Source organism: Paenibacillus sp. GCM10012306 (assembly GCF_042649265.1).
GTDB lineage: Bacteria > Bacillota > Bacilli > Paenibacillales > Paenibacillaceae > Paenibacillus_AQ.
Genome location: NZ_JBHRYW010000003.1, coordinates 228,656 through 253,242, shown reverse-complemented (window position 1 = coordinate 253,242; position 24,587 = coordinate 228,656). Strand labels below are relative to the sequence as shown.

Here is a 24,587-nt window from a genome sequence, read left to right as displayed (position 1 = left end):
GGCACATGGGAAGCCATGTACCAGACCCTTTTTCATTTATAAGTAGCAGGATTATGCTTGCCCTGCTTTTTCCGCAACCAGTGTAAAGGTCTTGGGAATGCCCTTATCATACACATCCGAAGAAAGATTAGGCTCCTCGACCAGCATGGTGATGACAAGTCCGCTGGCTGCTGCCGCCGTGACGATTTCACCAAGTGTCCAGCGACGCCAGTGCACAATACTCTTCTTCTCGCCCACTGCGCCCGCTGAAGCAGGCAGATACTTGGAGTACGATACGATTTTCTCCTCTAGCCCTGTGTCAAAGTAATCACCGCTCACCTTATGCTTGCGGACCTTCGCCGTAGACCCTTTGGATGAAATCAGCTTCGTAGTGATCGGATGAAAATCGCGCAGTACGAACCGCCCACCCGGTGAGAGCAGACGATAGGCTGTGTCCATAAAAGGCGCAAGATCTGTGAAGTAATGGACGATTCCCTGTTCAGCAAACACAATATCATAAGAACCCTCTGCGACTTCCGCCGGAAGCTTCAGCACATCCGATACGTGATAGGTTAACTGTACTTCGGCCGCCGAAGCGAGATCTTGGGCATAACGGGCATTAGCTTCAGAGAAATCCGCTACCGTCACCTCTGCACCAAGCAAAGCGAGCGCCACTGCCTTCATCCCGTTGGAACCCATAAGATTCATTATTTTCTTCCCGCTGATCTCACCAAAATAGGATGCGATCGGGTGCAGCTTGGCTAATGGATCTTTCGCCAGTCTGGCTGCCGCTTCCGCCGGGGTTCCAAACCGACTTGTCCAGGCGGCGTAGGTATCCTCATTCCAGGATTCTTCGCTGACCGATCCAGCCTGCACGCCTGCAGCCGGTTCTGATTCATGATGCTGATTATTCATTAAATTGTGACTCCTTTTGTCTAATGTTAAAAAAGCTTCTATAATAAGACGGACTAAAGATCCCAACCTAAGGCTCGGTCGTTACTACGGTGGAATGTTTGGACTTCCGGTCGCTGTTGTCCCCAGATTTCTTCTTTATAACCGCTTCTAGCGGTTGAAATCTGGCGAGCTTATGCTTCCGGTGTGAGCTTTCCTGCGGAAAGCTTTCAGGCGATCGCTTCGCTCCTACAGTTCCAAACTTCCCCCTTCGCTCCTTCTCGCTTTTTGTTTCTTTCTTTTGTTCGTCTTATATATTAAGACGCATTCTCCAGTGCAGGTGGCACCGGGTCTGCTTTCTTGCGTTCAGCCCATAAATAAACCGCCATGCCGATCATCACGAGCAGTCCTCCCGTCCACTGCAAATGCCCCAAATTTTCGCTCAACAACAGATAGGCCAGAATGCTGGCCACAACTGGTTCAGCCAAAATGGTCATCGATACCGTGGTTGCCGAAAGGTATTGCATCATCCAGTTAAAGAGGAGATGTCCGAACACTGTGGGAACGATGGCTAACAGCAAGAAGATTCCCCACTCGCTAAGGTGATAGTCGAAGAAAGGAATACCCATCACCAGATTATAGATACCAAATACAACCGCCGCTACACTGAAAACAATCAGGCTGTATAAATAGGAGGGCATCTGGGCTACAAGCTTCTGACTGATCAACATATGTACAGCGACTGCAGCAGTCCCTCCGAGCGAGAGTAAATCTCCCTTCAGATTATCAGCAGAAACTCCGATGTCACCCCAGCCGATGAAGCACACTCCACCGATGGCAATAGCTACACCCATTATAGCGGAAGCTGCTGTCTTTTCCTTATATAATACATACGCTCCCAGCATGATAAATACCGGCTCTAATGCCATAATCATAGTTGAGCTTGCTACAGAAGTATACGACAATGAACCCATCCAGAGCAAAAAATGCAGTGCCAGCATTACTCCTGAGAAAATAAGGAGCACCCAGTCAGTTGTACGCAGCTTACGTACAGCGCCGCTATGCGGGCGAGCAAAAGGCAACATCATCAGCGAGGTGAACAGCAATCGATACATCCCCTGCACCGAAGCCGGAGCAGCAGACCATTTAATGAAGATGGATGAAAAAGAAATGGCCAGAATTCCAATTACCATTAATATCGGAATAGGAATCGGTGGCCTCTTGATAGTCATAGTGTGAGGGTATCCTTTCGTTTCTGTAAAGTTACATATGTTAATGTATCGCAAAATACGAAAAAATACAGCCCTTTTACATAAAATTTTCATGATGTATCCATTGTTCATCAGGAAAGACATCATAACTATGACGATGCCGTAAGGCAGCCGGTAACCGGAACGTTGTACAGCAAGCCGGCATACTACTCTTGTTAGAACTCTACCTCACTTTCCAGCTTCAATTCTGCAAATTTTCCTCCCAGAATGTCATTATGTTGACTGACGATGTCTTTCCCACTCAATAGTTCTGTATCAAAGGTACTGTGGGCATCTTGAACCAGCATACTCTCATAGCCCAAGCTATAAGCGCGCCTAGTTGTGGCATTTACACAAAACTGGGTTTGCATACCGACAATAACTAGCCGTGTAATCCCCATCTGCTGCAGTGTTTCATGCAAGATCGTGTGGTGAAAAGAATCCGGGGTCGGCTTTTCTATAATCCGTTCTCCCTCTTGTGGCTTAATACGAGCACTAATTTGCCAGGTCGGAGAATTCCTTGTGAACTCTTCATCTTCTGTATGCTGGATATAAACTACCGGTGTGCCTGATTGTCGCGCTTTACCGAGCAAGGAGATGATCCGGTCCATGACGCCCTGTCCATCATACAGCTCCTGTCCCGGATACCAAAACATCGCTTCCTGCACATCAATAATTAACAATGCCGTATTCCTGCTCATAGGTCTAACCCTCCATTAAATGAAAAGATAGTGTTCTGATTATACCAAAAAGATACAGTGTCTATATAGAATGCATTTATAATAACAAACATAACCAAGAAAAAGAGCGCTTCTGTAAGAAGTCTCGAAGTGTAATTAACGGCATTTTTGTACCTTAAATCCTCTGCAAGCAAGGGTAAGTGGAGATTAAGTGCAAAATTGTACCTTAAATCTTCCAGAATACCCCCTCCAGCGTACTTTTTCGAAAAATAAGATACAATAATGCACCTATTTCCCTCATTTGACCATATTAAAGAGAAATAAGATACAAAAATGCCGTTAGTTGGGGAGGTGCCCCTCTTTTTCATTGTTAAGACGACCGGTGAAGGAGGGCGAATATACCGCTTCTAGTGACATCACTAGAGTTGAGCAGCCACGGATTATATGTCTTGTTGTCGGCACTCTATGTTCTGTTGTTAGCTTTCCTATGGAAAGTTTTCAGACGAGCGCTCTGCACCTACAGTTTCAAACTTCCCCGTTCGCTCATCTTCGCTTTTAATTAAATTCTTTTATTCGGCTTATATAATAAAAAAAGCGTCCGTACCTCTCACTCACCGAGTGTATGGCACGAACGCTTATGCCTAACTAATTATTCCGATGCTTTATTCTCCGACAGCTTCTCCAGCTCACCGATCAGTTGATCCAAGCGCTCGAAGCCGGATACAACATCATCAACCATCATCTTCTGCTCTTCAACGCTGGCAAGGATCTCTTCAGATGCCGCACTGGATTCCTCGGTTATTGCAGAAATGGAATCCACCTCGGCCACAATAACCTCGGATGAATTGCGAACCTCAATCGACTTCTCTTCCACTTCTTCGGCTTGCTTCATGACCTGAGTGGCAATTTCAGACAATTCGCGGAATACGCGCTCAGAATGCTTGACCGTTGATTCGCTGGTTTCGATCATCGATTTGCCTCGTTCCAATTGGGAGGACAACTGCTCCACCTTAACTCTAAGTCCATCCAAGCGACCAGAAATCTCTTCAGCAGACTGATGGGAATTCTCGGCAAGCTTTCTGACCTGAGTAGAGACAACTGCGAAGCCACGTCCTTGCTCGCCAGCCCGTGCAGCTTCGATCGCCGCATTCAAAGCAAGTAGGTTGGTCTCCGACGCAATAGACTGAATCGTTGTTACAATCGTACCGATACTATGATTCTGTTCGTTCAGTTCATGCATCGCTGCTGTAATATCATCCATTACAGAGCTGATATCCGTGATACTGCGTGACAATTCTCCGATTTGCTCATTTCCGCGTTCCGCTGACTCAGCAGTAGTATTGGACAACTCCCGCATGACTACCGAATTATCGGCAACCAGTTGAATCGCAGTATTGGCATCGCCGAGCGCCATAGAAATATCACTGACACTGACCGTTTGACTCTCAATACCTTTGGTCATTTCCGTAAACCCAATGGTCAATTCACTCGTAATATCGCCGGTAACCATAACATTCTTCTGCAGTTGACGGTTGAATGTTGCCATTTCGGTGATCGATGATTTCATTTGATCCAATAGCTCTTCTACATTTTTCTTGGCCAACTCGGAGTTAAGTCTACCTTCATAGGCATTCATCATCATTTGCCGTGAAAGGATCGACAAGATAATTAGCAGTGCAAACGCGATGAATAGCTTAATGTTATCTGCCCATTCATAGTTTGCAAACTCTGTAGTAGCTGGGTAAAGAATAAAATAATTAACCTGAATAAAGCTAATGAAAGCATAGGTTAAAACAGGTTTGTAAGTAGGATAAAACACAAGAAGAATCCCGAGACTCAAATACGAAAATAGGTTGGGTTGCAAATAATTAATAAAGAACATAAACGCGCTTATTATTAAAACAACTATGTAAGACAGCAATTGCACGGCGACTTTTTTACGTACCAGCACAAAAAAGACTGAGTTCGCGATAATCGCTACAATGAGCGTTTTTATACCTTCTGCCATTTCCTGATTGAATGCAATCAACGGAACGACCGCTACTGTAATAAACAATAAAATAAATCTCATAATCTTGTTGCGCTGATGCGTCAACTCTTGCTCATAATCCTTATAACTTTGGGAATTATTTGTTCTTGATTCATTCATAATTCGACTTCTTGCCTTCGTCCAAATCGACATTCTCACTCGCCCTTTCATGTTAGCGCATAATATCTGCATTATTATATCGGACGAAAGGGCCTAACATTTTAGAGAACTATCCTAAAAATAGCCATTAAACAAGGACGAAATTTATAAATTTCGTCCTTGAACTAAATTAAATGTGATTTTCTAGTGAATCAATCTTTCATTTTACAGCAACTTCTGTATCTCATCCTTGATTTGCTCCGATTGTGGACCGAATACAATTTGCACCGTTCCTTGACCGAGTCTCATCACACCGGAAGCACCAAGCTGTTTGAGTGCCGCATCTTTCACTGCCTTCTCGTCATTCACTACGAGACGCAATCGCGTGATACACGCATCAATGTTCTTAATGTTGGACGGACCTCCGATATTCTCCAGAATTTTGGTTGCTCTGGAGGAAGCGGAGATGCTATTACCGCTACCAACTGAGATTTCCTGAACCTCATCCTCAATATCATCTTCACGTCCAGGTGTTTTGAGCTTGAAGATGGTAATGATGGCGCGGAACAACACATAATAGAGTACGAAGAATGCCAGACCAACCGGAATCAGTATCCATGGATTGGTGGATAGCTTCATATTTACTAGATAGTCGATAAGCCCCGCCGAGAAACCAAATCCAAGCTTGACGTTGAGGATATACATTACAGCCAAAGACAGACCTGTGAGCAAAGCGTGAACCAGATACAGCAGCGGAGCAACGAACATGAAGGAGAACTCCAGCGGTTCGGTAATCCCCGTAAGGAACGAAGCGATAGCAGAACCGATAAAGATGGAAGCTACTAGTTTACGTTTTTCCGGCTTAGCCGTATGAATAAAGGCCAGCGCTGCACCCGGCAGTGCGAACATCATGATTGGGAAGAAGCCAGTCATGAACATCCCTGCAGTTTTGTCTCCGGCGAAGAAGCGAGTCAAGTCACCGTGCACCAGTTCGCCAGCAGCGTTGGTGAAGTCACCGATTTGGAACCAGGCAATGGTGTTGATTACGTGGTGAAGACCGATCGGAATCAGGAGACGGTTCGCAGTACCGAACAAGAAGGCTCCGAAGGCTCCGAGTCCTACCACCCAGTTACCAAAGTCGCTGATTACATCTTGGATTGGACTCCAAATCATACCTATCAAAACGGCAAGCACCATGGTGCTGACAGCAGTGATAATCGGTACGAAACGTTTGCCGGCGAAGAAGCCGAGCCAATCCGGCATTTTGACATTATGATATTTTTTGTATAGGAATGCAGCCCACGCACCAGCGAAAATACCACCAAGAACGCCCATATTCAGAACTACATCATCATTAATGAATGAAAATTGCGTTGGAACAACGGCAAGCACCTTGGTAAGCACCATGTAAGCAATCAACGCCGACAATGCTGCTACAGCATCACCTGCGAATCCGATAGCTACACCGATGGCGAAGATCAAAGCCAGGTTACCAAAAATGGCACCTGCTCCTGCATTCAAGAATGGGGCGACATACTGGTTCAGGAAGCCCCCTACTGCGCTGCCCAAATGCAAATCTTTCTCATAATCAATCAATCCAAACCCTTGAAGTATTGCCGCCGCCGGCATCGTTGCTACTGGCAGCATCAGTGACTTGCCCAATTTCTGAAGAAAAGCCAACATCTTCTCTCATCCTCTCAATGGCAAAATAGTGAAGCTATTTGCTTATTGCGTTGAAACCACGGTAAGGATACTGTCTTCACCTGCGGTAACAGGACCAAAGTGACCTTCTACCTGTGGTACGGTCTCACCATTATTCGTAACAATGACCGGGGAAATGGTCTCACAGCCAGCGGCCCGAATGGCCTCTAAATCAAATTCAATCAGCGTCTGTCCAGCCTTCACAGTATCTCCGGTAGTGACATAACTGGTGAACCCATTCCCTTTCAGGCTGACGGTCTCTATTCCAATATGTAGCAGCAGCTGCATGCCGGAGGAATGTTCCAGAATGATGGCGTGGTTCGACTTCACAATGTGAGCGACTTTCCCATCGAAAGGGGCTATCAATTTCCCCTCTATAGGTTGTATGGCGATTCCGCCTCCCATATGACCACCAGCAAAAGTCTCATCCGGAACTTGTTCCAATGGAACCGCTTGCCCGCTCATAGGAGCCTTAATTGTAACGGTATGTCCAGTACGTTTCTCTTCTTTCTTTGATTTCCATTTGGAAAACATATGTTGCCACTCCCTCTTATGCTGCTATTTGTTTTTATCAAGCGTTTGAAACAGACGATACAAATGCATGGCCAAGAAACACAACTCTTCCTCCGGGACTTCTACATTCAGTGAGTTCTGCATTGCTTTTCCGAGCTTCTTTGCAAGCATATACTCCCGCTTATACTCTTTTTTGATATGCTTCACAAAAGGATTGTCGACTAATGACCCTTGTAAAATGCGTTCAATCGAAAAGCGCAGATGAATCATCAGCCGGACATGATTCATACTTCCGTACTCGAAGATAATCTGTCGTTCTTCCCGAATCAGATCCATTAACTCGCTCACGATGTTGGAGGCTTTCACCAGCTGCCCTACTGGTACGTTGCTAACAGCAGAGTAGACATGGTAGGTTAAAAATCCGATCTCGTCTTCGGGAATCTGCACCTGAAATTCGGCATTGATCTTCTCTGCCGCTTTGTAAGCGATCTCATATTCTTTCGGGAAGGTCATTTTCGTTTCTTGTAAAAATGGGTTGACAATATCCATCCCGTTGCGCAGACGGTAGATGGTGAACTGGATATGGCTTGGGAGCGCCAAGTAGATTTTGTCATTCAGCTTTCCGGCAAACTGCTCCCCGATATCGCTGATGATCTCATCTGTGATCTTCATAACCTTAGGGTCGATATCTTCCAGCAAAATTTGATATTGGCTCCATTCGTCCCGGTCCTCCAGGCGAAAAAGCTTCTCAATTCGGTGATCATTCCCTTCAATGACCCCCGTGCCCTTCACCGCAAAGCCAATCCCTTTGCCGATGATGACATATTCTTTGCCGTTCTTGCTCCCCTGCACCATAACCACGTTATTGCCGATAACGCGTTGTACTTGAAATTGCTCGTGCTCCCGTATCAAGTTCTCCCCTCTTTCCAGTGATTGTCAGGTGAAAGGTATAAAAAAGAGCCAAGAATAGTCTCAATTAAATAAGACAATCCTTGGCTCATGCCCTTTACGGTAACACGCCACTAAACTATAAATGATCATTTATAGGTTCATAATAAATCATACCTGGGCATGCGTCAATGGTAATTTTCAAATTGTCAAGTCGGGCGGAAGTCTCAGCTTTCACGCTCCGCGAGCAATTTACACATCTGAGAGACTACCTCCTGCAGCACTACTGGCTTACTCATAAAGCCGGAAGCCCCTGCTGCGAGACACTTCTCCCGGTCCTCCTTCATCGTCTTGGCCGAGATCGCTAGGATGGGCAGCTTCGTCAGCAGTAGCTCTTCCCGGATAATGCTTAACGTATCATAACCATCCAGATTCGGCATCATGATATCCAGTAGAACTATATCAATGTCCTCATGCTCTCTCACCATTTGCAGGCATTCAAAGCCGGTTTGAGCGGTCAAGATCTGCATGTCATATGGTTCCAGTCCCTTTTCCAGGGCAAAGATATTGCGAACATCATCATCGACGATAAGTACGGTCCGGCCATGCAGGTATTCATAATGCTTGTCGAACTGATCTGAGTTCTGTCCGTATGTAGGGTTCTCTGTTGAAACGAGGTCATCTGCCCTTGATGCTGCCGCTTCGGAGCATCCAGCTCGCGAAATCAGAACCTCTTCGGTCTCCTCTTCCCGGCTAGGCAAATAGAGCGTAAAAGTGCTGCCCTGCCCAGGTGTACTGCTCAGCGCAATATGACCGCCCAGCAGCCTGGCCAGCTGAAGGGAAATTGACAGCCCAAGTCCCGTGCCGCCAAATTTGCGGGCTGTTGAACCGTCGGCTTGTCGGAAGGCTTCGAAGATCAACTGACTGTTCTTCTCCGAAATGCCGATACCGCTGTCGGTTACTGCAAAAGCAAGTACCGGCTCCTCTGATGCATAGCTCAGGGATTGGAAAGATTCCAGCCTGGACACCTCTACTTTGACACTGCCTTGTTCGGTGAACTTAAAGGCATTGGACAGGAGATTGCGCAGAATCTGATGAAGTCGTAATTCATCCGTGTAGAATAAATTCGGCACATTTTCATCCAAAACTACTGTGAACTCCAGCTTCTGCTGCTCAGCGATTTTTCCAAAATAGGATAGCATGAGGGTAGGCAACTCCGTTAGATTGACAGCATCAACCTCAACCAGCATTTTGCCCGCTTCCACCTTGGATAAGTCCAGGATATCATTGATCATGCTAAGCAATTCACTTCCGGAGGCATGGATCACCGCTGCATAATTCTGTTCTTCCTCATTCAGTAATTCGTTGCGATTCTCCGCCAGCAGTTGGGAAAGAATAAGCATACTATTAAGCGGTGTACGCAACTCATGTGACATATTAGCGAGAAATTCCGACTTATATCTTGAGCTCTGTTCCAACTGTTCGTTATACTTCTCCAGTTCTATCGCGGAGCGCTCCGCCATCGATTTTTGCAGCTCCAGCTCGCCATTTAATGTCAGTAGTTCGTTGGTGTAACTCTGCAGTTCTTCCGCTTGTACCTGAAGCTCCTCGGACTGCACCTGCAGTTCTTCATTCATAACCTGTGATTCCCTGTACAGCTTCTGGATCTCCATCCGCGTCATGACCGAATTCAACGTGACACCCAGCATATTCACCAGCTTGGACAGAAGTTCAAAATGGAAAGGAGCCCACTTGGTTAACGAGGCAATCTCAAGTACGGCTAGCGTTTTATTTTCAAAAATGACCGGGGCCAAGGTGAGATAACGCGGGGCGGTTCTGCCTAGGCCGGAGTTAATGCTGATGTAATTCACAGGAAGATCCTCCAGAACCCTAAGCTTCATATCCTGTGCACATTGTCCGACCAGACCTTCCCCGGGCTTAATCTTCTTCACACCAACAGAATTCTCGTTGTCTTCGCTACCCGCGTAGGAATAGATCCGCTCAAAGCTGTCTTCTGCATTTAGCACATACAGAGCACCGTATTGTAGTTCCAGGATAGAGGCAAGCTTGTTCAAAAAGGTTTTGCTCAAAACCGATAAATCTGTAGTTTCCTGAAGCATCATAGACATCACGTTTAACTGCTCACTGCCCCATTGGTCTCGTTCAACAGTCTCCAGCAGACGGTTAGTAGCATCTCCCAGATCATACAGCTCGTCATGTGTCCTAACCCTGACCCGTTCAGACAAATTCCCCCCGCTGGCAATGTTGTTAATGGCAAGAATAACACGGCGCAGAGGGCTCACGATACTTCTGGCAATCAGCACGGTAATAAACGCAGCCAAAACAGCCACCAGGCCCCATAATATGTACATCGTCTGCAGTAATCTGTGGTTGCCTTCTTTCAAAGTGATGATACGCTTATTGGTGAGGGCTACTTCGTTGTCGAGAAAATACTGTGATTGGGAACGGATGGAATCAATGATGGATTTGCCGGTATCGTCTTGAAAAAAACGATTCACGGCTTCATTCTGGCCACTCCGCTTGAGATCAATGATATACTGCCCGGCATCCTCAATCCATTTTTCAATATTGACCATGATCGTCTGCAGATTCTTGACTTGTGCAGGATTGTCGGCAATCAGGCCATTCAGCTTGGCGTAATTAATGCGCCATTCCGCAAGTCCGTTAGTATACGGGGGCAAATATTCCATCTTGCCGGTGAGCGCATAGCCTCTCTGACCTGTCTCCATATCCAGCACATTTTTCTCAATTTGATATATTAGCTCGTGAACCTTCATATCGTGTTCGCTAAGATAAACCGTCTCGGCTTCCAGCTTGCTGATCCTTGCAGATACAACGAGCAGAAACAGTCCAAGCATTAACAGGATCATGAAATACCCCAGCGCGATCTTGCTGCGAATCTTCAGCTTCCATCCCCGCTTATCGACCAAAGGCTTAACCCCCATCAGCGTCTGACATTGTTGATTTCTAGTGAGCCATACAGAACTATATAAGTTGAACAAAGGAAAGAAACGAAAAGGAGAGAATAAGTAAAAGCGAAGATTGGAACTGTAGGAGCGAAAGCGATCTCCTGAAAGTCTTCTATAGAAAAAAATAGCATCGAAAGTATAGGCTGTCTCCGGATTTCAACTACTACTACAAGCAGTTAAATAGAAGAAATCTGGAGACAAAAGCGCCCGAAAGTCCAAGCTTCACCAGAGTGACGCCGATCCTTAGGCTAGTAACTTAAGTTCAATGTATCTAGATTACAGGTAGCTCTCGGTACGTGGGATTCTGTCTTTGAGCTGACGGATGTTGGCCTCCAATTTCAGAATGACATCCTCCAGATCCATCGGATCGATTCCCCGGATAATGGTTGGCGGAGCAACAGCGGCTTTGGCCTCAGCCTTGAGCTCGCGCAGCTCCAGCTGCTGTTCCTGCCATTTGTCCATCAGATCGGCGATGGTCGCATAGAATCGTTCATAATCCTTAATCACACTGTCCAAAAATGTATCTACTTCCTCCGCATCATATCCACGAAGCTTCATGCCGAATTCCTTCTCATGTATCGTAAGGGCATCCAGCGTTATTCCTAATTGGCTGAATAGTTTTCTTTGTTTGTCCAATCGACGTTTCATATGTTCGTCCATCTGTAATACCTCCAAGTATATACTGCAATCTTCCGGCAGTACTCATTATAACAGGGCGCGGGCCCTCTGAAAATATCACTAGAGTTGCTAATATCCCCCGCAGTCGAAGCTTTTCCAAATCCAGGAATAAGGCAGGCGAATAACTCAGATACGAGGCCCGTATATTAAAAATTATCGTTAACCGCTTTGTTCAGAATTCCGAGACAACGGTCCAGGTCGGTCTTTACTTGCTTTTTATAAAGCTTGGCCTTCTCCTCACCATCTGCAGTGAAATGATAGAGCACAATTTCCTGAAAATCAACCTTGGGATCATTCCCCTTCAACTGCTTGGTACGGTATAAAATGCCCTGCTGCACCAGCTCGTGCAGCGCACGGTAAATCTCACTCTGCGGAGGAGAGTACCCATGCGATTTGAATTCCCGCCGCATATCCTCCAGCATCTGATAACCGTACCCGCGATGCTGCTCCACCATTGTTATCAGATACACCTTAATAAAAGCCCGTTGGGCAATCATAAAAGCCATGCCAAGATACACCTCCTGATGTGTAAATTACCTATTCCTATTTGTTCTTGCTATGAATCTAGTATAAGCACTATTTTCCAACTTTCACAACCTGAAATAAAGGCAAGGGGTCTACTTTTTCCTTGTTAGTTGTATTTAAGGAGAGGTGGCGTTTGATTTTGCAGGATAGATAGGAGGAGTACTATAGGTTTTAAGTCTTTTCTATTGTGAATTTTTCATATGTTGAAATGTGGTCGGTAGTTGTAAAAAAAGACTGCATGCCTACGCTTGTTCGTAGAAAATGCAGTCTTTGCGGAGCTATTTTACTGGTCGTGTGCGACTGGTTGGCACCGCCTGCAGCGGATCATCCGGCCAATAATGCTTCGGATATCGGCCTTTCAAGTCTTTCTTAACCTCGAAATATGTATTGCGCCAAAAGCTCGAAAGATCGGATGTGACCTGCATCGGTCTTCTTGCCGGCGACAAGAGGTGCAGTAAAACCGGCACCCGCCCCCCGCCAAGTCTCGGCGTATCCTGCTGTCCGAACATTTCCTGTAGTCGTACCGCTAGCACCGGGGCTGCCGGATTCCCGTAATCTACAGGTACCCGTGAGCCGCTTGGCACCGTAATATGAGTGGGTGCTTCCTGATCCAGCGTCTGACGCTGCTTCCAGTCGAGCAGATCCTCCAGCGCACGGGCCAGCGGCAGCCGCTGAAGATCGCGCAGACTCCGCATTCCATGCAGATAAGGACCTAGCCAGTCAGCGAGTGACTCTATAAGTGCGTCATCAGATACATCCGGCCAATCCTCGCGCAAGCCATGCATAAACATCATCCGCAAGCGAAGCTGCTGCGGTCCCTTCTCCCAAGGTAACACCTCCAGCCCTTCAGAGGCGATGGCCGCCAGCAGTCCCTCTGCTGCCTCTTCTGCCGAAGGCCGTTCATGGGTTGTTTCCTTAAGAATGAGCGCACCTAGCCGCGTGCGACGCCGTGCCTTCACGCTCCCGCTATCCTTGTCCCAATAGACTTCGGCTTCTTCCGTAATGCTGTCCCCATGGTGGGACAGCAGCTGCGCTTCACTCAGCTCCGCGGCCAGCAAAATCCGGCTTTGCGGGCCCTGATCATCCACAGAGGCAGCCACAATATACGCAGAGCGTTCCAGCGGCTGCCCTTCTCTCATCGCCGCTCCCCGACCTCCCGACAGCAGAAACGCGCCTTCGCCGCGTCTCTGCCCAATCCGGTCGGGGTAGGCGAACGACAGCAGCAGCCCACATAGGCTGCTGTCCGGCTCTTCCCCTGGCGAGGCCTTCAGCTGCGCCAGGTAGTTCCGGCTCTCGCGCTGCACCGTGCGCAGAGCTGCAAGATCAGCTCCGCCGCCGTCAGCACCGGCGGAGCGCTCGAACCGGAGCAGCGCCTCTACGCGCAGCGTGAGGTCGCAATCTCCCCCGGCGGGACCGCGCAGCAGGTCCCGCTCCTGCAGTAGCGCTGCCAGCCGGCAGGCCAGCGGGGCAGCGCCAATCCCTTGCGCGCGCAGCAGCATGTGCGCGATGCGCGGGTGCGCACCCAGCGCGGCCATGCTGCGGCCGTGCGGGGTGATGGCGCCGCTGGCGTCCAGCGCGCCAAGCTGGCGCAGCAGCGCAGCGCCCTGCGCGTAAGGCGCGGCGGGCGGCGTGTCCAGCCACGGCAGGGCTGCCGGGTCCGGCACGCCCCACATGGCCAGTTCAAGGGCGAGCTGCGTCAGATCGGCTTCCATGATCTCCGGCACGTTCTCGTCCGGGAGTCGGTAATGCTCCTCCTGGCTCCACAGCCTGTAGCAAACGCCGGGTGCTGTACGGCCCGCCCGACCTCGCCGCTGGTCGGCTGAAGCCTTCGACACCGGCACGGTCTCCAGGCGCGGCATTCCCGAACGCGGCGAGAACACCTGTGTACGCCGCAGTCCGGTATCAATGACCGTGCGCACGCCTTGGATCGTCAAGCTAGTCTCTGCGATTGAGGTCGCCAGCACGACTTTACGTTGCCCCGGCACCGCTGGAGCGACCGCTGCATCTTGTGCAGCCTGCGGCAGCTGTCCGTAAAGCGGTCGCACAATCGTTCCTTGCGGCAGAATAGCAGCTTCTAGCTCCCGCTGGGTCCGGCGGATTTCCCGCTCCCCCGGCAAGAACACGAGGACATCGCCCGGCTGTTCAGCCAAAGCCCGTCGCACAGCCGCGGCAGCGGATTTCTCGATGTGCGAAGCCGTGGGAACAGGTGAATAGACTGTTTCTACCGGATAAGTCCGCCCGGGACAATCCACTACTGGGGCATCCCCCAGCAGGGCTGATACCCGTTCCGTCTCCAGTGTCGCCGACATGATCAGGATGCGAAGATCCTCCCGAAGCACCGACTGGGCTTCCAGCGTTAGAGCCAGCCCCAGATCAGCATGCAGGCTGCGTTCGTGGAACTCATCGAAGATGACAAGACCCACATCTCCGAGCGTAGGATCACTTTGTAGCATCCGGGTTAATACACCTTCAGTAACGACAATGATCCGCGTCTGTGGCCCAACCTTGGTATCCATTCGCATCCGGTAACCTACTGTCTGCCCCACACTTTCACCCAACTGGGAAGCAATGTAGGTCGCTGCTGCACGAGCCGCCAGTCTGCGGGGCTCCAGCATCAGAATAGTCTTGCCCTCCATCCATGGCTCCTCCAGAAAAGCCGGGGGCGTTCCGGTAGTCTTACCCGCTCCCGGCTCTGCGACGAGAATAGCGGTCGTACGAGTAGCCATTATATTTTTCAGGTCAGGAAGCACCTGTTGTATTGGAAGTTGATCCATCATATCTCTCCGTTATCTATATAATATCGTTATTACTCTTCTTCTCGGAGCATCTGTTCCTGGATCTGGTTACCATATTGCTGAAACGCTGCGCTATTGTCCATTCCACGCTGCCGTAGAAGCTCTTGCAGACGTATTCTTTTGAGGGATAATCTGCGCTCAAGAGCCTTGCCCTCCTCCGAATCGTCGTTGCCGCTTCGGCGGCAGGCTGCCAGTAATTCCTCAAGGGTTACACATTCAGCACGAAGCGTAAGTTCTTCCGGCAGCACGCCGGCATTCTTCATCAGCTTATATGACATTCTCAGGTCTTCCGGTACACCAGACAAATCCTCGATCTCCAGCGGTTTGCCATGTCCCGGCAAATTCTGAAATTCACCCCGGGTCATGGCCTCCTGAATGCGCTGCTCCGCCAGCCAAGAGAAGATCTCCATTTCCATAACCTCCTTTTATGTAAAAGCGAATCATTCTAGGATCTAACCTCAAACACTGCTCTACATCATTATATAGGAAAAGCCTTTATTGAGACATGAATTTACTGGTGCAAGCAATCTGTCAGCAGTTGCGCCATCGCCCTTGGAAGTGAATTTCCTCTTTAAATATAAAAATCCGCTATTCTATACCCCTGAAGGCAAGAATCGCGGATCATTGCTTAAGTTATGTTTACTTTATTCAATTCCGGAAACGAAAGTCTTCCGATCCCTTCTACCTGTATCTCCAGAGGGAAAAATTCGGCAATCAGATTGGAGAAGAACCACTGACGGCCTCTTTTCACTACGATGCCCAATCCCGTTTCATCCCCAACCGGGGTGAAGCCCTCGCCAACCTCTCCCCAGCTTGGAATTCCCCAATCATTCAACTGTCTCACAAGTGGCAGCACTTCATCGGTGACCAATCCAACTTCGCTGACACCGAGCAACGCACTGGATGAGAAAGGAACCTCCGCAGAGTGTTTCAGATTATGACGAGCGATGAATTCCAGCAAGTTTCCTGAAGGGTCTTCAAAATAAAAGGCATGCGCGTTCCAGTTTTCGAAGAACACTTCATCCTCGCCCTCCACCTTGTTCAGTACAAGCCTTGACTTTGCCCATGCTTTAGCTTCGGTAAATTGCTGTGCGGGTATATTAAACGCTAGATGGTAGTAAGGTTTCTCTGGTGTGTCTACTGCATGAAAGGTTACTTTGGTAGTGCCGATCAATACGGTAAACTGCCCCGGAGCTTCAGCGGAGACCTCAAGTTCCAGTTTGTCTCTATAGTAGTTCCGGGTCTCTTCTAGATTCCCAGACCACAGGGTTAATTCTTTAATAATCATACTGCACCTCCAAGGCTTGTTATATTAACTTATCTCTTTACGGCAAAGGCTGCAATATCTACATCCTCAAGGATGTTTCGCTCAGGGCTTTTATATACACCAATGTCTCTCTGTTTCAAAATTACCCAAGTGCACCTTATTGTTAATCACTATCTGCAATTTTGTTCCAAATAAAAAAAGGACTGATCTGATTAAGCAATCAGCCAGCCCCTTTTGCTTTATTTATTCAGGCAGGTTACATCCACCTTAACCGTTAGCGATCCCGCGTTGCCTCGGTATACCCCTTTGACAGGTACAATATCCTTGTAGTCTCTTCCGTGCCCCAGCTTAATGTATCGCCAGTTCACTTCAGCATTGTTAGTGGGATCAAAGCCCAGCCAGCCTGTGCCCGGAATGTGGGTCTCTACCCACGCATGTGAAGCCTGTTCAAAATCCGCATTTCCTCCCTGTAAATCCCCGACAAAATGATATCCGCTCACATACCTGGATGGTAACCCGACGCTGCGGCAGACCGCGATCATCAAATGGGCATAATCCTGGCAGACACCGCGTTTGAGCTTCAATGCTTTTTTTACCGTTGTATTCACACTCGTCGCCTCCGGATCATACGTGAACTGCTCGTAGATCGTCGAAGATAGCTGTTTGGCCCACTCATACATTCCTTCAGCGGCATCAAAAGGATGCTGTGAAGCAAACTCAACCAGTTCAGGCGTCACTTCCGTATAGCTAGTTGGCAAAATAAATTCGATGTACCGGTTCTGGAACCCTGAGTCCTCCAGCAGTTTCACCTGCTCCGCCAGCGGGATGGACGGTAGACCAGAACCCTGTGCTTTATCGAGCGTCACTACCGTGGCTTTGGTATGGATAACCATCTCTGTATGCGGTTTATTGACCGAGTAGGCGTGAACACGGTTCCCGAAAAAATCCTCGTACGTCAGCAGATTCGCCGGCGGATGCACCTCCACCTCATGATGATAGCAGGACTGACGATAGTTGGTACGCGGCGTGAGGCGAATTTCATTGACACTGTCTGTAACCGGCTCGGGGTAGGTATATGTCGTTGTATGGTGGATTTGAATTTTCATGCCGAGATGCCTTCCCGCCGAAAAAAGGCGCCTTCCATCGTTTGACCCAACCGCTCGCAGGATTGTACCAGCGCTTGCAGCACATGTTCCACCATGTCGCCGGACATTTCCTCCTTCTCCATATAATCCAGCTCGGCCCGAATTCTTCCCGCTTGCCGGATCACTCGCTCATACCCTGACCCTTTGTCAGATGCATCAAGCTCCAGTGCTGTCAGATGTTCACCCAGCTTATGAAAGGAAAAACAGATCGACCTCGGAAATTGCGCACTGGCAATCAGAAACTCCAGAATTCTCTCCGGCGAGACAGCATCGGCATAATACCGCCGGAAGGCCTGGTATCCGCTCACGGATTTGAGCACCGCCTGAAGCTGAGTGTACACCGCATTAATGTCCTTTTCCTTGCATGATGCCGTGACAGACTGAAGAATCCGTGTCGTATTCTCCGCACGCTCAAGGAAACGCCCACTCTCAATAAAATGCCACTCATTGCCCCGCACCATCACCGATTGCTCTGCACCGAGGAACATGGCCGCCCGCTCCTTAATGTGACGATAGAACTGATGCGGTCCGCGCATGATATCTGCCACTGACCGTTCTCCCAGCCAGAGATTAAAGCCATTCACGATATCCCAGAGTTCGCTGGGCAAATGCTGCCGCAAGGTACGCAGATTAGTTCTTGCATGATGGACACAGGAGAAGAGGGAATTAGGGTTGCCGAGATCCAGCGTAATGAAGGACAACACATCCTGCTCGGAAAAGGTTTCGAACTGTTGAAGGTATTCACTCCGCACCCCGAGTGCATCGATCAGTCGTGACCATTTATGGCCTTCCTCCTGAAAATCCTCCTCTTGCTGAATATGATAATGAACATCGATCAGCCGCGCGTGGTTCTCTGCCCGTTCAATATATCGGCCTATCCAAAATAACGCCTCTGCATTGCGATTCAGCATCGTCAGCCACCCCTTTATCTTATATAAAGTCATCAGGCCATCACCCAGGTATCCTTGACCCCTCCACCCTGCGAGGAGTTGACAACCAGCGAACCTTCCTTCATAGCCACACGGGTTAACCCGCCCGGGATCACATGCGGCTTGCGGTCGGCCCCCATCAGGACAAATGCTCTAAGATCGATGTGCCGTGGCGTCATACCCCCGGCCTCCGACAGTACCGGCGCTCTTGACAAGGACATGATCGGCTGGGCGATATAACGTTCCGGCTCAGCCAGAATCTTCAGGCGGAACTCGTTCTGTTCGTCCCGTGTCGCCTCGCTGCCAATCAGCATGCCATATCCGCCAGATAGCGAGGTTTCTTTGACAACCATTTCCTCCAGATGATTCAGAACGTACTGACGCTCCTCTGCTTTGGATAACAAATAGGTCGGTACGTTGCCCAGAATCGGTTCTTCCTTGAGGTAATATCGAATCATCTCAGGAACATACACGTATATAGCCTTGTCATCAGCCACCCCGGTGCCAGGAGCATTGGCAATGGCGATATTACCTGCCCTGTAGGCATTCATGAGCCCGGCTACACCGAGTAGCGAATCGGGCTGAAAGGCTAGTGGATCAATATAATCATCATCCAATCTTCGGTACAGCACATCCACACGAAGCAGACCATTCAAGGATTTCAAATAGATTTTATGATCACGGGCCACCAGATCACGACCCTCAACCAGATGAATCCCCATCTGTTGCGCGAGAAAAGCATGCTCATAATACGCTGAGTTATATTCACCGGGCGTCAGCAGCGCGATGACTGGGTCCTGAGTCCGTGAAGGAGACAAACTACGCAACACGGATAAAAAGCAGTTAAGGCTCTGATCCACATCCCGAATGGAGCTGGCTAAGGATAGTTCAGGGAACAGCTGATTCATCAGTGATCTCCCTTTGAACAAATAGGAGAAGCCTGATGGTGTACGCAGGTTATCTTCCAGGACGTAATATTCTCCATCATGATGGCGGATGAGATCAATACCGGAGGTTGTGATATAGGAATTCCCTGGAACACGCAGTCCCGCCATCTCTGGTCGGAAATAACAATTGGCCAGAATCATTCGCCGCGGCACGATTCCATCCTTCACAATGTTCTGCTCATGATAAATATCATGAATGAACAAATTGAGCGCTGTAATGCGCTGTACGATCCCGGCCTCCAGCCGCTCCCATTCCTCCTTGGGGATAATCCGCGGCACCATATCAAAGGGGATAGTCCGTTCCATCGGATGATCCTGAGCCGGATTGTATAGTGTGAATGTAATACCTTCTTCCATCATCCGTCGCTGCATAAGGTTCTGCTTCCCCCGCAACTCATCAGGACTCATTCCGGCAAACATGCGGCTCACATGTTGATAGTGAGGCCTGACACTCTGCGCATCAGCATACATCTCATCATAATAATGAAATAACGGATACGGGGACAGGCCGGGCATTGGATCGAGTTTGGACATGAGCCTGACTCTCCTTTCGGAATAATGTAATGTTTTCTAACAAATAATGAGTAATATTTTTGAAAATATTGTGATTTTAATCTGTTAATATTTTCATTTTACGCAAAGGCCTACTTTCATGTCAATATATATGACAACAAAATGTTCTTTTCACCCTGACAGGTACCGTGTAACCGTTTCCTTAAACCTTTATGTGTATAGTAAGAGCGTCGATGCAACTTCTGCCGCAAGTGTAGGCTCGATGCTTATGAATCCAATTATTATTGTGAATTTTTCATATGTTGTATTTTTTACTTATTGAGCTTTTAGCCTATATCTTTAGTCTCTTCATCATCCAGGGCATGTTCTCCGGATATAACCAGGGGATCAAGGCATAATAGCGGTGTGAATGGGCATACATAACCAATTATTGTGCTAGTACTCCTTTCAATCATGGCTCTTTTTATACTTTTCGCATGTAATCCCTCGGTTTCACATCAATCATAAAGATAACAATATGGATACCTCATCCTATATAAGCTTTGAAATCAGAGTTTTGTTAACTTTATTAAGACTATGTTAAATAACATCAATTCGATTGACGGTCATTTTGGGATGTTGCTATAATCAATTTGAAATTGACACGTTCCAAAATTAATGAACAAGGGAGATTTTTATGAACAGCAAATTCAAACGGATGGTCCTGCCTCTACTCGGTCTCGTACTCACCAGCACGCTCGCTGCATGTGGAAACCAATCTTCCACCACAAATGCAACCAATGCCGTAAGCCCAACTGAGGCCGCTAGTTCTACCAAGGCTCCACTCGTTGTCTACACTAACTCCGCTTCTGACGGCAGAGGTGATTGGCTGAAAGAAAAAGCTAAAGAAAAAGGCTTTGATCTGCAGATCGTGGAGGGTGGCGGCGGCGATATTGCCAACCGTCTGATTGCCGAAAAGAATAAGCCAGTAGCCGACATTATTTATGGTTTAAGTACGATGAACTATGTGGAATTCAAGTCGCAGGACATGCTGGAGCAGTACAAGCCCGCATGGGCAAGCGAAGTTCCTGAGGGCTTAAGTGATAAAGACAATTATTTCCATGGCATTGTCAAACAAGCAATCCTGCTGATTTATAACTCTAAGCTTTACAACGAAAGCACCGCTCCTAAAGACTGGTCGGATCTGTGGAACGACCCGCAGTTCCATAATAAATACGACGCACCGGGAACGAACGATCTCGGCGGCGCTACCATTCGTGCGGTTCTGGCCGGTATTCTCGTTCGCTATCAGGACCCGAATGGCGAGTACGGAATCTCCCAGCAGGGTTGGGATGCTATGAAGAACTTCCTGAAGTACGGTTTCTACAAAGCCGAAGGCGAGGATTTCTACGCCAACCTGGCTAGTGGAAAGTCACCTTTTGGCCCGATGTTCTCTAGCGGGATCGCTTCGAGAGAGAAACAGTACGACGTCAAAGCCGGTATTGTAAAACCAGCAATCGGCGTCCCTTATATCGTCGAGCAAGTGGCGATCGCTAAAGGTACGAAGAACCTGGATACCGCCAAAGCCTTTGTCGACTGGTTCGGTAGTGCCGAGGTGCAAACAGAATGGTCTAAGCAGTTCTCCACCATGCCAGCTAATAGCAAAGCGCTCGAGAACGCCGCACAGAATCTTAAAGATCTGGATGCCTCCCTCAAACAACAGCCTATTGATTGGGAGTTTGTGAACAAGAACATCAACAACTGGGTTGAGAAAATCCAGCTTGAGCTTTTGCCTTAATTCAGAATCATGACCATCCCGGCAGCAGGAGTACAGTGTGCCTCATCACGGCGCCAGTCCCCTCTGTCGGGTGGCTTTATTTTTATACAACAAGTAGTGAGGAGCCGGGGAATCATGATCGAATTTCGAGAGGTAGAAATTAAATACAACGATTTTGTCGCAGTCAAGAACTTGAATTTGAAGATCGCTGAAGGCGAATTCTTCACCATGCTAGGCCCTTCCGGCTGTGGCAAAACAACTACGCTGCGAAGCCTCGTTGGCTTTGTCAGTCCGACACACGGCTCCATTCATGTGAATGGCAAGGACATCACACAATTATCGGTAGAGAAACGGGATATCAGTATGGTTTTTCAAAGTTATGCTCTGTTCCCCACTCTTAATGTATACGAGAATATCGCCTTCGGCCTGAAGGTCAAAAAAATGCCCAAAGAACAGATTGAAGCCGAAGTGGCCGAAATCGCCCAGAAAGTGGACCTGAGCCAAGCGCAATTACGTAAAAAAGTATCCGAGCTGTCAGGGGGCCAGCAGCAGCGTGTAGCTATCGCCAGAGCGCTGGTGCTGAAGCCCAGCATTCTAGTACTGGACGAGCCCCTTTCTAATCTCGATGCCAGCTTGCGGGTCCAACTGCGAAATGAGCTGAAAAGTCTGCAAAAGAAGTTCGGCATTACCACGATCTATGTAACCCATGATCAGGAAGAAGCCCTGACTTTATCGGACCGCATCGCCGTGTTCAATCACGGAGCAGTGGAACAGGTCGGCACGCCGTACGAAATTTACAGTCAGTCTGCAACCGAGTTCGTATGCAACTTTATCGGAGACATTAACAAATTGGAACGTTCTATCATTGAGAAGGTTAACGCTGCATCAGGCAAGTCATTAGACCCGGCGAAAGCCGCCTATTTAAGAACTGAGAAAATCTACACCTCCCTGCCAGAGGGAAACGCCGCCACATTTGCTACTCTGACGGCACGTGTGATCGACGCTGAATACTACGGCTTGTACACGAAATATACGTTTGAAATAGGTGGGGCCCTCCTGAAAAAGGTGGAGATTGAGGACGGACGAAACCGCTACAACATTGGAAATGAAATAGACATCTATATTCGCCCGGACGATATTTTGCAATATTAGGAGGCTTTCCCCATGACAATAGAGCGCATAAGAAGATACGTAACTCCGGGGAGGCTCTCCCTGCTCATTGCTGGTTTGTTCTTGACCTGGTTTATTGTTACTTTCTTGGTTTATCCGAATCTTAATTTGCTAAAAAGCGTATTTTGGGCGAACGGAAGCTTCTCGATCGAACCTCTTCAAAAGCTGCTGCACTCTAAAAGAGCGCTGAAGGGCCTGCTAAACAGCTTTATTCTGGCCGTCTCGATGGTCATTACAGTGAATGTCGTTGGCATTTTTCTAGTGTTCGTTACGGACTATTTCGATATTAAAGGCTCCAAACTGCTGAGAATCGGCTATTATACTACACTTGTATACAGCGGCATCGTGCTAGTGTCAGGCTACAAATTTCTGTACGGCGAGCGGGGCTTTATTACGAAATTTCTGCTCCTGCTCTTCCCTTCTTTCCCGGCGGACTGGTTCCACGGATACTGGGCAGTGCTGTTCGTTATGACCTTTGCCTGTACGTCCAATCATGTGTTGTTCTTGTCGAATGCCATTCGCAAAATCGATTACCAAACTGTGGAGGCCGCACGTAATATGGGCGCTTCCCCCTTTTACATTTTACGTAGAGTCGTATTGCCAGTGCTGCAGCCCTCTTTGTTCGCGATTACGATCTTGCTGTTTCTGACCGGTCTTGGCGCAACCTCCGCGCCGCTGATTGTTGGGGGAACTGAATTCCAGACGATTACCCCGTTAATTCTGGCCTTTTCAAAAAGCCCAACCTCGCGCGACATGGCTTCCGTGCTGGCGATCATCTTAGGGGTTGCTACTCTGATTCTGTTGACCTTTCTCCGTAAGGCTGAGAAAAAAGGGAACTTTATCTCAGTCTCCAAGGTAAAATCGGAAATCGTTAAACAAAAAATCAGCAACAAGACGCTGAACGCCGTGGTTCACGTCATTGCCTATCTTCTATTTGTAATCTATACAGTGCCGGTTCTGTTGACAGTCATCTTTTCCTTTACGGACGCTTACAGCATCTCAACTTCCACTTTGTCCTGGGATCATTTTACGCTCAGCAACTACAAGCTGCTGTTTACCAACGCTGACGCGTATCAACCGTATCTGATCAGTATTGTTTACGCTGCTGGGGCTGCCGTGATCGTTGTCGCCTTGTCACTTCTTGTTTCTCGCATTCTCCATAAGTACAGCAATCTCTTTACTACAGCGCTGGAGTATGCGATGCTGATTCCTTGGCTGCTGCCTTCTACGCTAATTGCGCTGGGATTGATCCTTACTTATGACTCGCCAAAATGGATTCTGGCCAACCAGGTGCTAACCGGCTCGATGTGGATCTTGATGATCGCTTATATTATTGTGCTGATCCCGTTCACGCTGCGGATGCTCAAAGCCGCTTTCTTTACCATTGATGCCTCTCTAGAAGATGCTGGCCGGAGTCTCGGTGCCAGTGCTTTCTACACGTTCAGAAGGGTTCTGCTCCCCATCGTTCTTCCTTCGACGCTTGCAGTGCTTGCACTCAACTTTAACAGCCAATTAGCGGACTACGATCTGACCGTCTTCCTGTACCACCCACTGTTCAAACCGCTGGGCATCGCCATTCAAAATGCGACAAACGGCCAAACCGCTTCCGATACCCGTGCGCTCGGGCTCGTATATTCGGTCATGTTAATGGTAATCTCCTCTGTGGCACTGTATTTGGTCTATGGAAGGAAGTCAAAGGCTTAAGGTTCTGGTGACGGTAAAAAATAAAGCCCCTATTGATTATTGCAATCATAGGGGCTTTATAACCAAGTATAACCAACAAATAAAATCCTGTAGAATTTAAAATTACGAATAAACAAGCTATACGTATCTACTTGAAAA

19 protein-coding genes are annotated in these 24,587 nt (G+C 48.2%); 3 read left to right on the top strand and 16 right to left on the bottom strand.

Going from position 1 to position 24,587, the window contains the following annotated elements; genetic code table 11:
* Positions 1 to 51: 51 nt before the first annotated feature.
* From ACFORK_RS08450 to ACFORK_RS08375, 16 genes are all read right to left on the bottom strand, one after another.
* Entirely contained in the window at positions 52 to 894 is an 843-nt protein-coding gene (locus ACFORK_RS08450; protein ID WP_379197641.1) for a class I SAM-dependent methyltransferase, read from the bottom strand.
* Between the two features lie 293 nt (positions 895 to 1,187).
* Positions 1,188 to 2,102, bottom strand: coding sequence for a DMT family transporter (locus ACFORK_RS08445; protein WP_379197639.1), 915 nt, complete (start codon positions 2,100 to 2,102; stop codon positions 1,188 to 1,190).
* Positions 2,103 to 2,296: 194 nt separating this feature from the next.
* Complete coding sequence (locus ACFORK_RS08440; RefSeq protein WP_379197637.1) at positions 2,297 to 2,821, bottom strand: cysteine hydrolase family protein; 525 nt, start codon at positions 2,819 to 2,821, stop codon at positions 2,297 to 2,299.
* 628 nt (positions 2,822 to 3,449) lie between these two features.
* The gene (locus ACFORK_RS08435) at positions 3,450 to 4,949 is read right to left on the bottom strand and encodes a methyl-accepting chemotaxis protein (protein ID WP_379197635.1); all 1,500 of its coding nucleotides are present in this window, start codon (positions 4,947 to 4,949) and stop codon (positions 3,450 to 3,452) included.
* Positions 4,950 to 5,153: 204 nt separating this feature from the next.
* Positions 5,154 to 6,611, bottom strand: coding sequence for an N-acetylglucosamine-specific PTS transporter subunit IIBC (gene nagE, locus ACFORK_RS08430; RefSeq protein ID WP_379197633.1), 1,458 nt, complete (start codon positions 6,609 to 6,611; stop codon positions 5,154 to 5,156).
* Between the two features lie 42 nt (positions 6,612 to 6,653).
* On the bottom strand, positions 6,654 to 7,163 hold the full coding sequence (locus ACFORK_RS08425; RefSeq protein WP_379197631.1) for a PTS sugar transporter subunit IIA: 510 nt from the start codon (positions 7,161 to 7,163) through the stop codon (positions 6,654 to 6,656).
* 24 nt (positions 7,164 to 7,187) lie between these two features.
* Positions 7,188 to 8,054, bottom strand: a complete 867-nt coding sequence (locus ACFORK_RS08420; protein WP_379197629.1) for a PRD domain-containing protein — start codon at positions 8,052 to 8,054, stop codon at positions 7,188 to 7,190.
* A 203-nt stretch (positions 8,055 to 8,257) separates the two neighbouring features.
* Positions 8,258 to 10,981, bottom strand: a complete 2,724-nt coding sequence (locus ACFORK_RS08415; protein ID WP_379197627.1) for a CHASE3 domain-containing protein — start codon at positions 10,979 to 10,981, stop codon at positions 8,258 to 8,260.
* 315 nt (positions 10,982 to 11,296) lie between these two features.
* Entirely contained in the window at positions 11,297 to 11,680 is a 384-nt protein-coding gene (locus tag ACFORK_RS08410; RefSeq protein WP_379197625.1) for a DivIVA domain-containing protein, read from the bottom strand.
* A 164-nt stretch (positions 11,681 to 11,844) separates the two neighbouring features.
* Positions 11,845 to 12,204, bottom strand: coding sequence for a replication termination protein (locus ACFORK_RS08405; RefSeq protein ID WP_379197623.1), 360 nt, complete (start codon positions 12,202 to 12,204; stop codon positions 11,845 to 11,847).
* Between the two features lie 297 nt (positions 12,205 to 12,501).
* Positions 12,502 to 14,997, bottom strand: a complete 2,496-nt coding sequence (hrpB, locus tag ACFORK_RS08400) for an ATP-dependent helicase HrpB (RefSeq protein ID WP_379198554.1) — start codon at positions 14,995 to 14,997, stop codon at positions 12,502 to 12,504.
* Positions 14,998 to 15,029: 32 nt separating this feature from the next.
* Complete coding sequence (locus tag ACFORK_RS08395; protein WP_379197618.1) at positions 15,030 to 15,428, bottom strand: DnaJ family domain-containing protein; 399 nt, start codon at positions 15,426 to 15,428, stop codon at positions 15,030 to 15,032.
* 218 nt (positions 15,429 to 15,646) lie between these two features.
* On the bottom strand, positions 15,647 to 16,306 hold the full coding sequence (locus ACFORK_RS08390; RefSeq protein WP_379197616.1) for a VOC family protein: 660 nt from the start codon (positions 16,304 to 16,306) through the stop codon (positions 15,647 to 15,649).
* A 218-nt stretch (positions 16,307 to 16,524) separates the two neighbouring features.
* Entirely contained in the window at positions 16,525 to 17,391 is an 867-nt protein-coding gene (locus tag ACFORK_RS08385) for a transglutaminase family protein (RefSeq protein ID WP_379197614.1), read from the bottom strand.
* On the bottom strand, positions 17,388 to 18,341 hold the full coding sequence (locus ACFORK_RS08380; RefSeq protein ID WP_379197612.1) for an alpha-E domain-containing protein: 954 nt from the start codon (positions 18,339 to 18,341) through the stop codon (positions 17,388 to 17,390). Before ACFORK_RS08380 ends, ACFORK_RS08385 begins: the two co-directional genes overlap by 4 nt.
* 32 nt (positions 18,342 to 18,373) lie before the next feature.
* Positions 18,374 to 19,840, bottom strand: coding sequence for a circularly permuted type 2 ATP-grasp protein (locus ACFORK_RS08375; RefSeq protein WP_379197610.1), 1,467 nt, complete (start codon positions 19,838 to 19,840; stop codon positions 18,374 to 18,376).
* 655 nt (positions 19,841 to 20,495) lie between these two features.
* Here ACFORK_RS08375 and ACFORK_RS08370 point away from each other — a divergent pair.
* From ACFORK_RS08370 to ACFORK_RS08360, 3 genes are all read left to right on the top strand, one after another.
* Positions 20,496 to 21,596, top strand: a complete 1,101-nt coding sequence (locus ACFORK_RS08370; RefSeq protein WP_379197608.1) for an extracellular solute-binding protein — start codon at positions 20,496 to 20,498, stop codon at positions 21,594 to 21,596.
* 114 nt (positions 21,597 to 21,710) lie between these two features.
* On the top strand, positions 21,711 to 22,727 hold the full coding sequence (locus ACFORK_RS08365) for an ABC transporter ATP-binding protein (RefSeq protein WP_379197606.1): 1,017 nt from the start codon (positions 21,711 to 21,713) through the stop codon (positions 22,725 to 22,727).
* Positions 22,728 to 22,739: 12 nt separating this feature from the next.
* Entirely contained in the window at positions 22,740 to 24,449 is a 1,710-nt protein-coding gene (locus ACFORK_RS08360; RefSeq protein WP_379197604.1) for an ABC transporter permease, read from the top strand.
* Positions 24,450 to 24,587 lie beyond the last annotated feature (138 nt).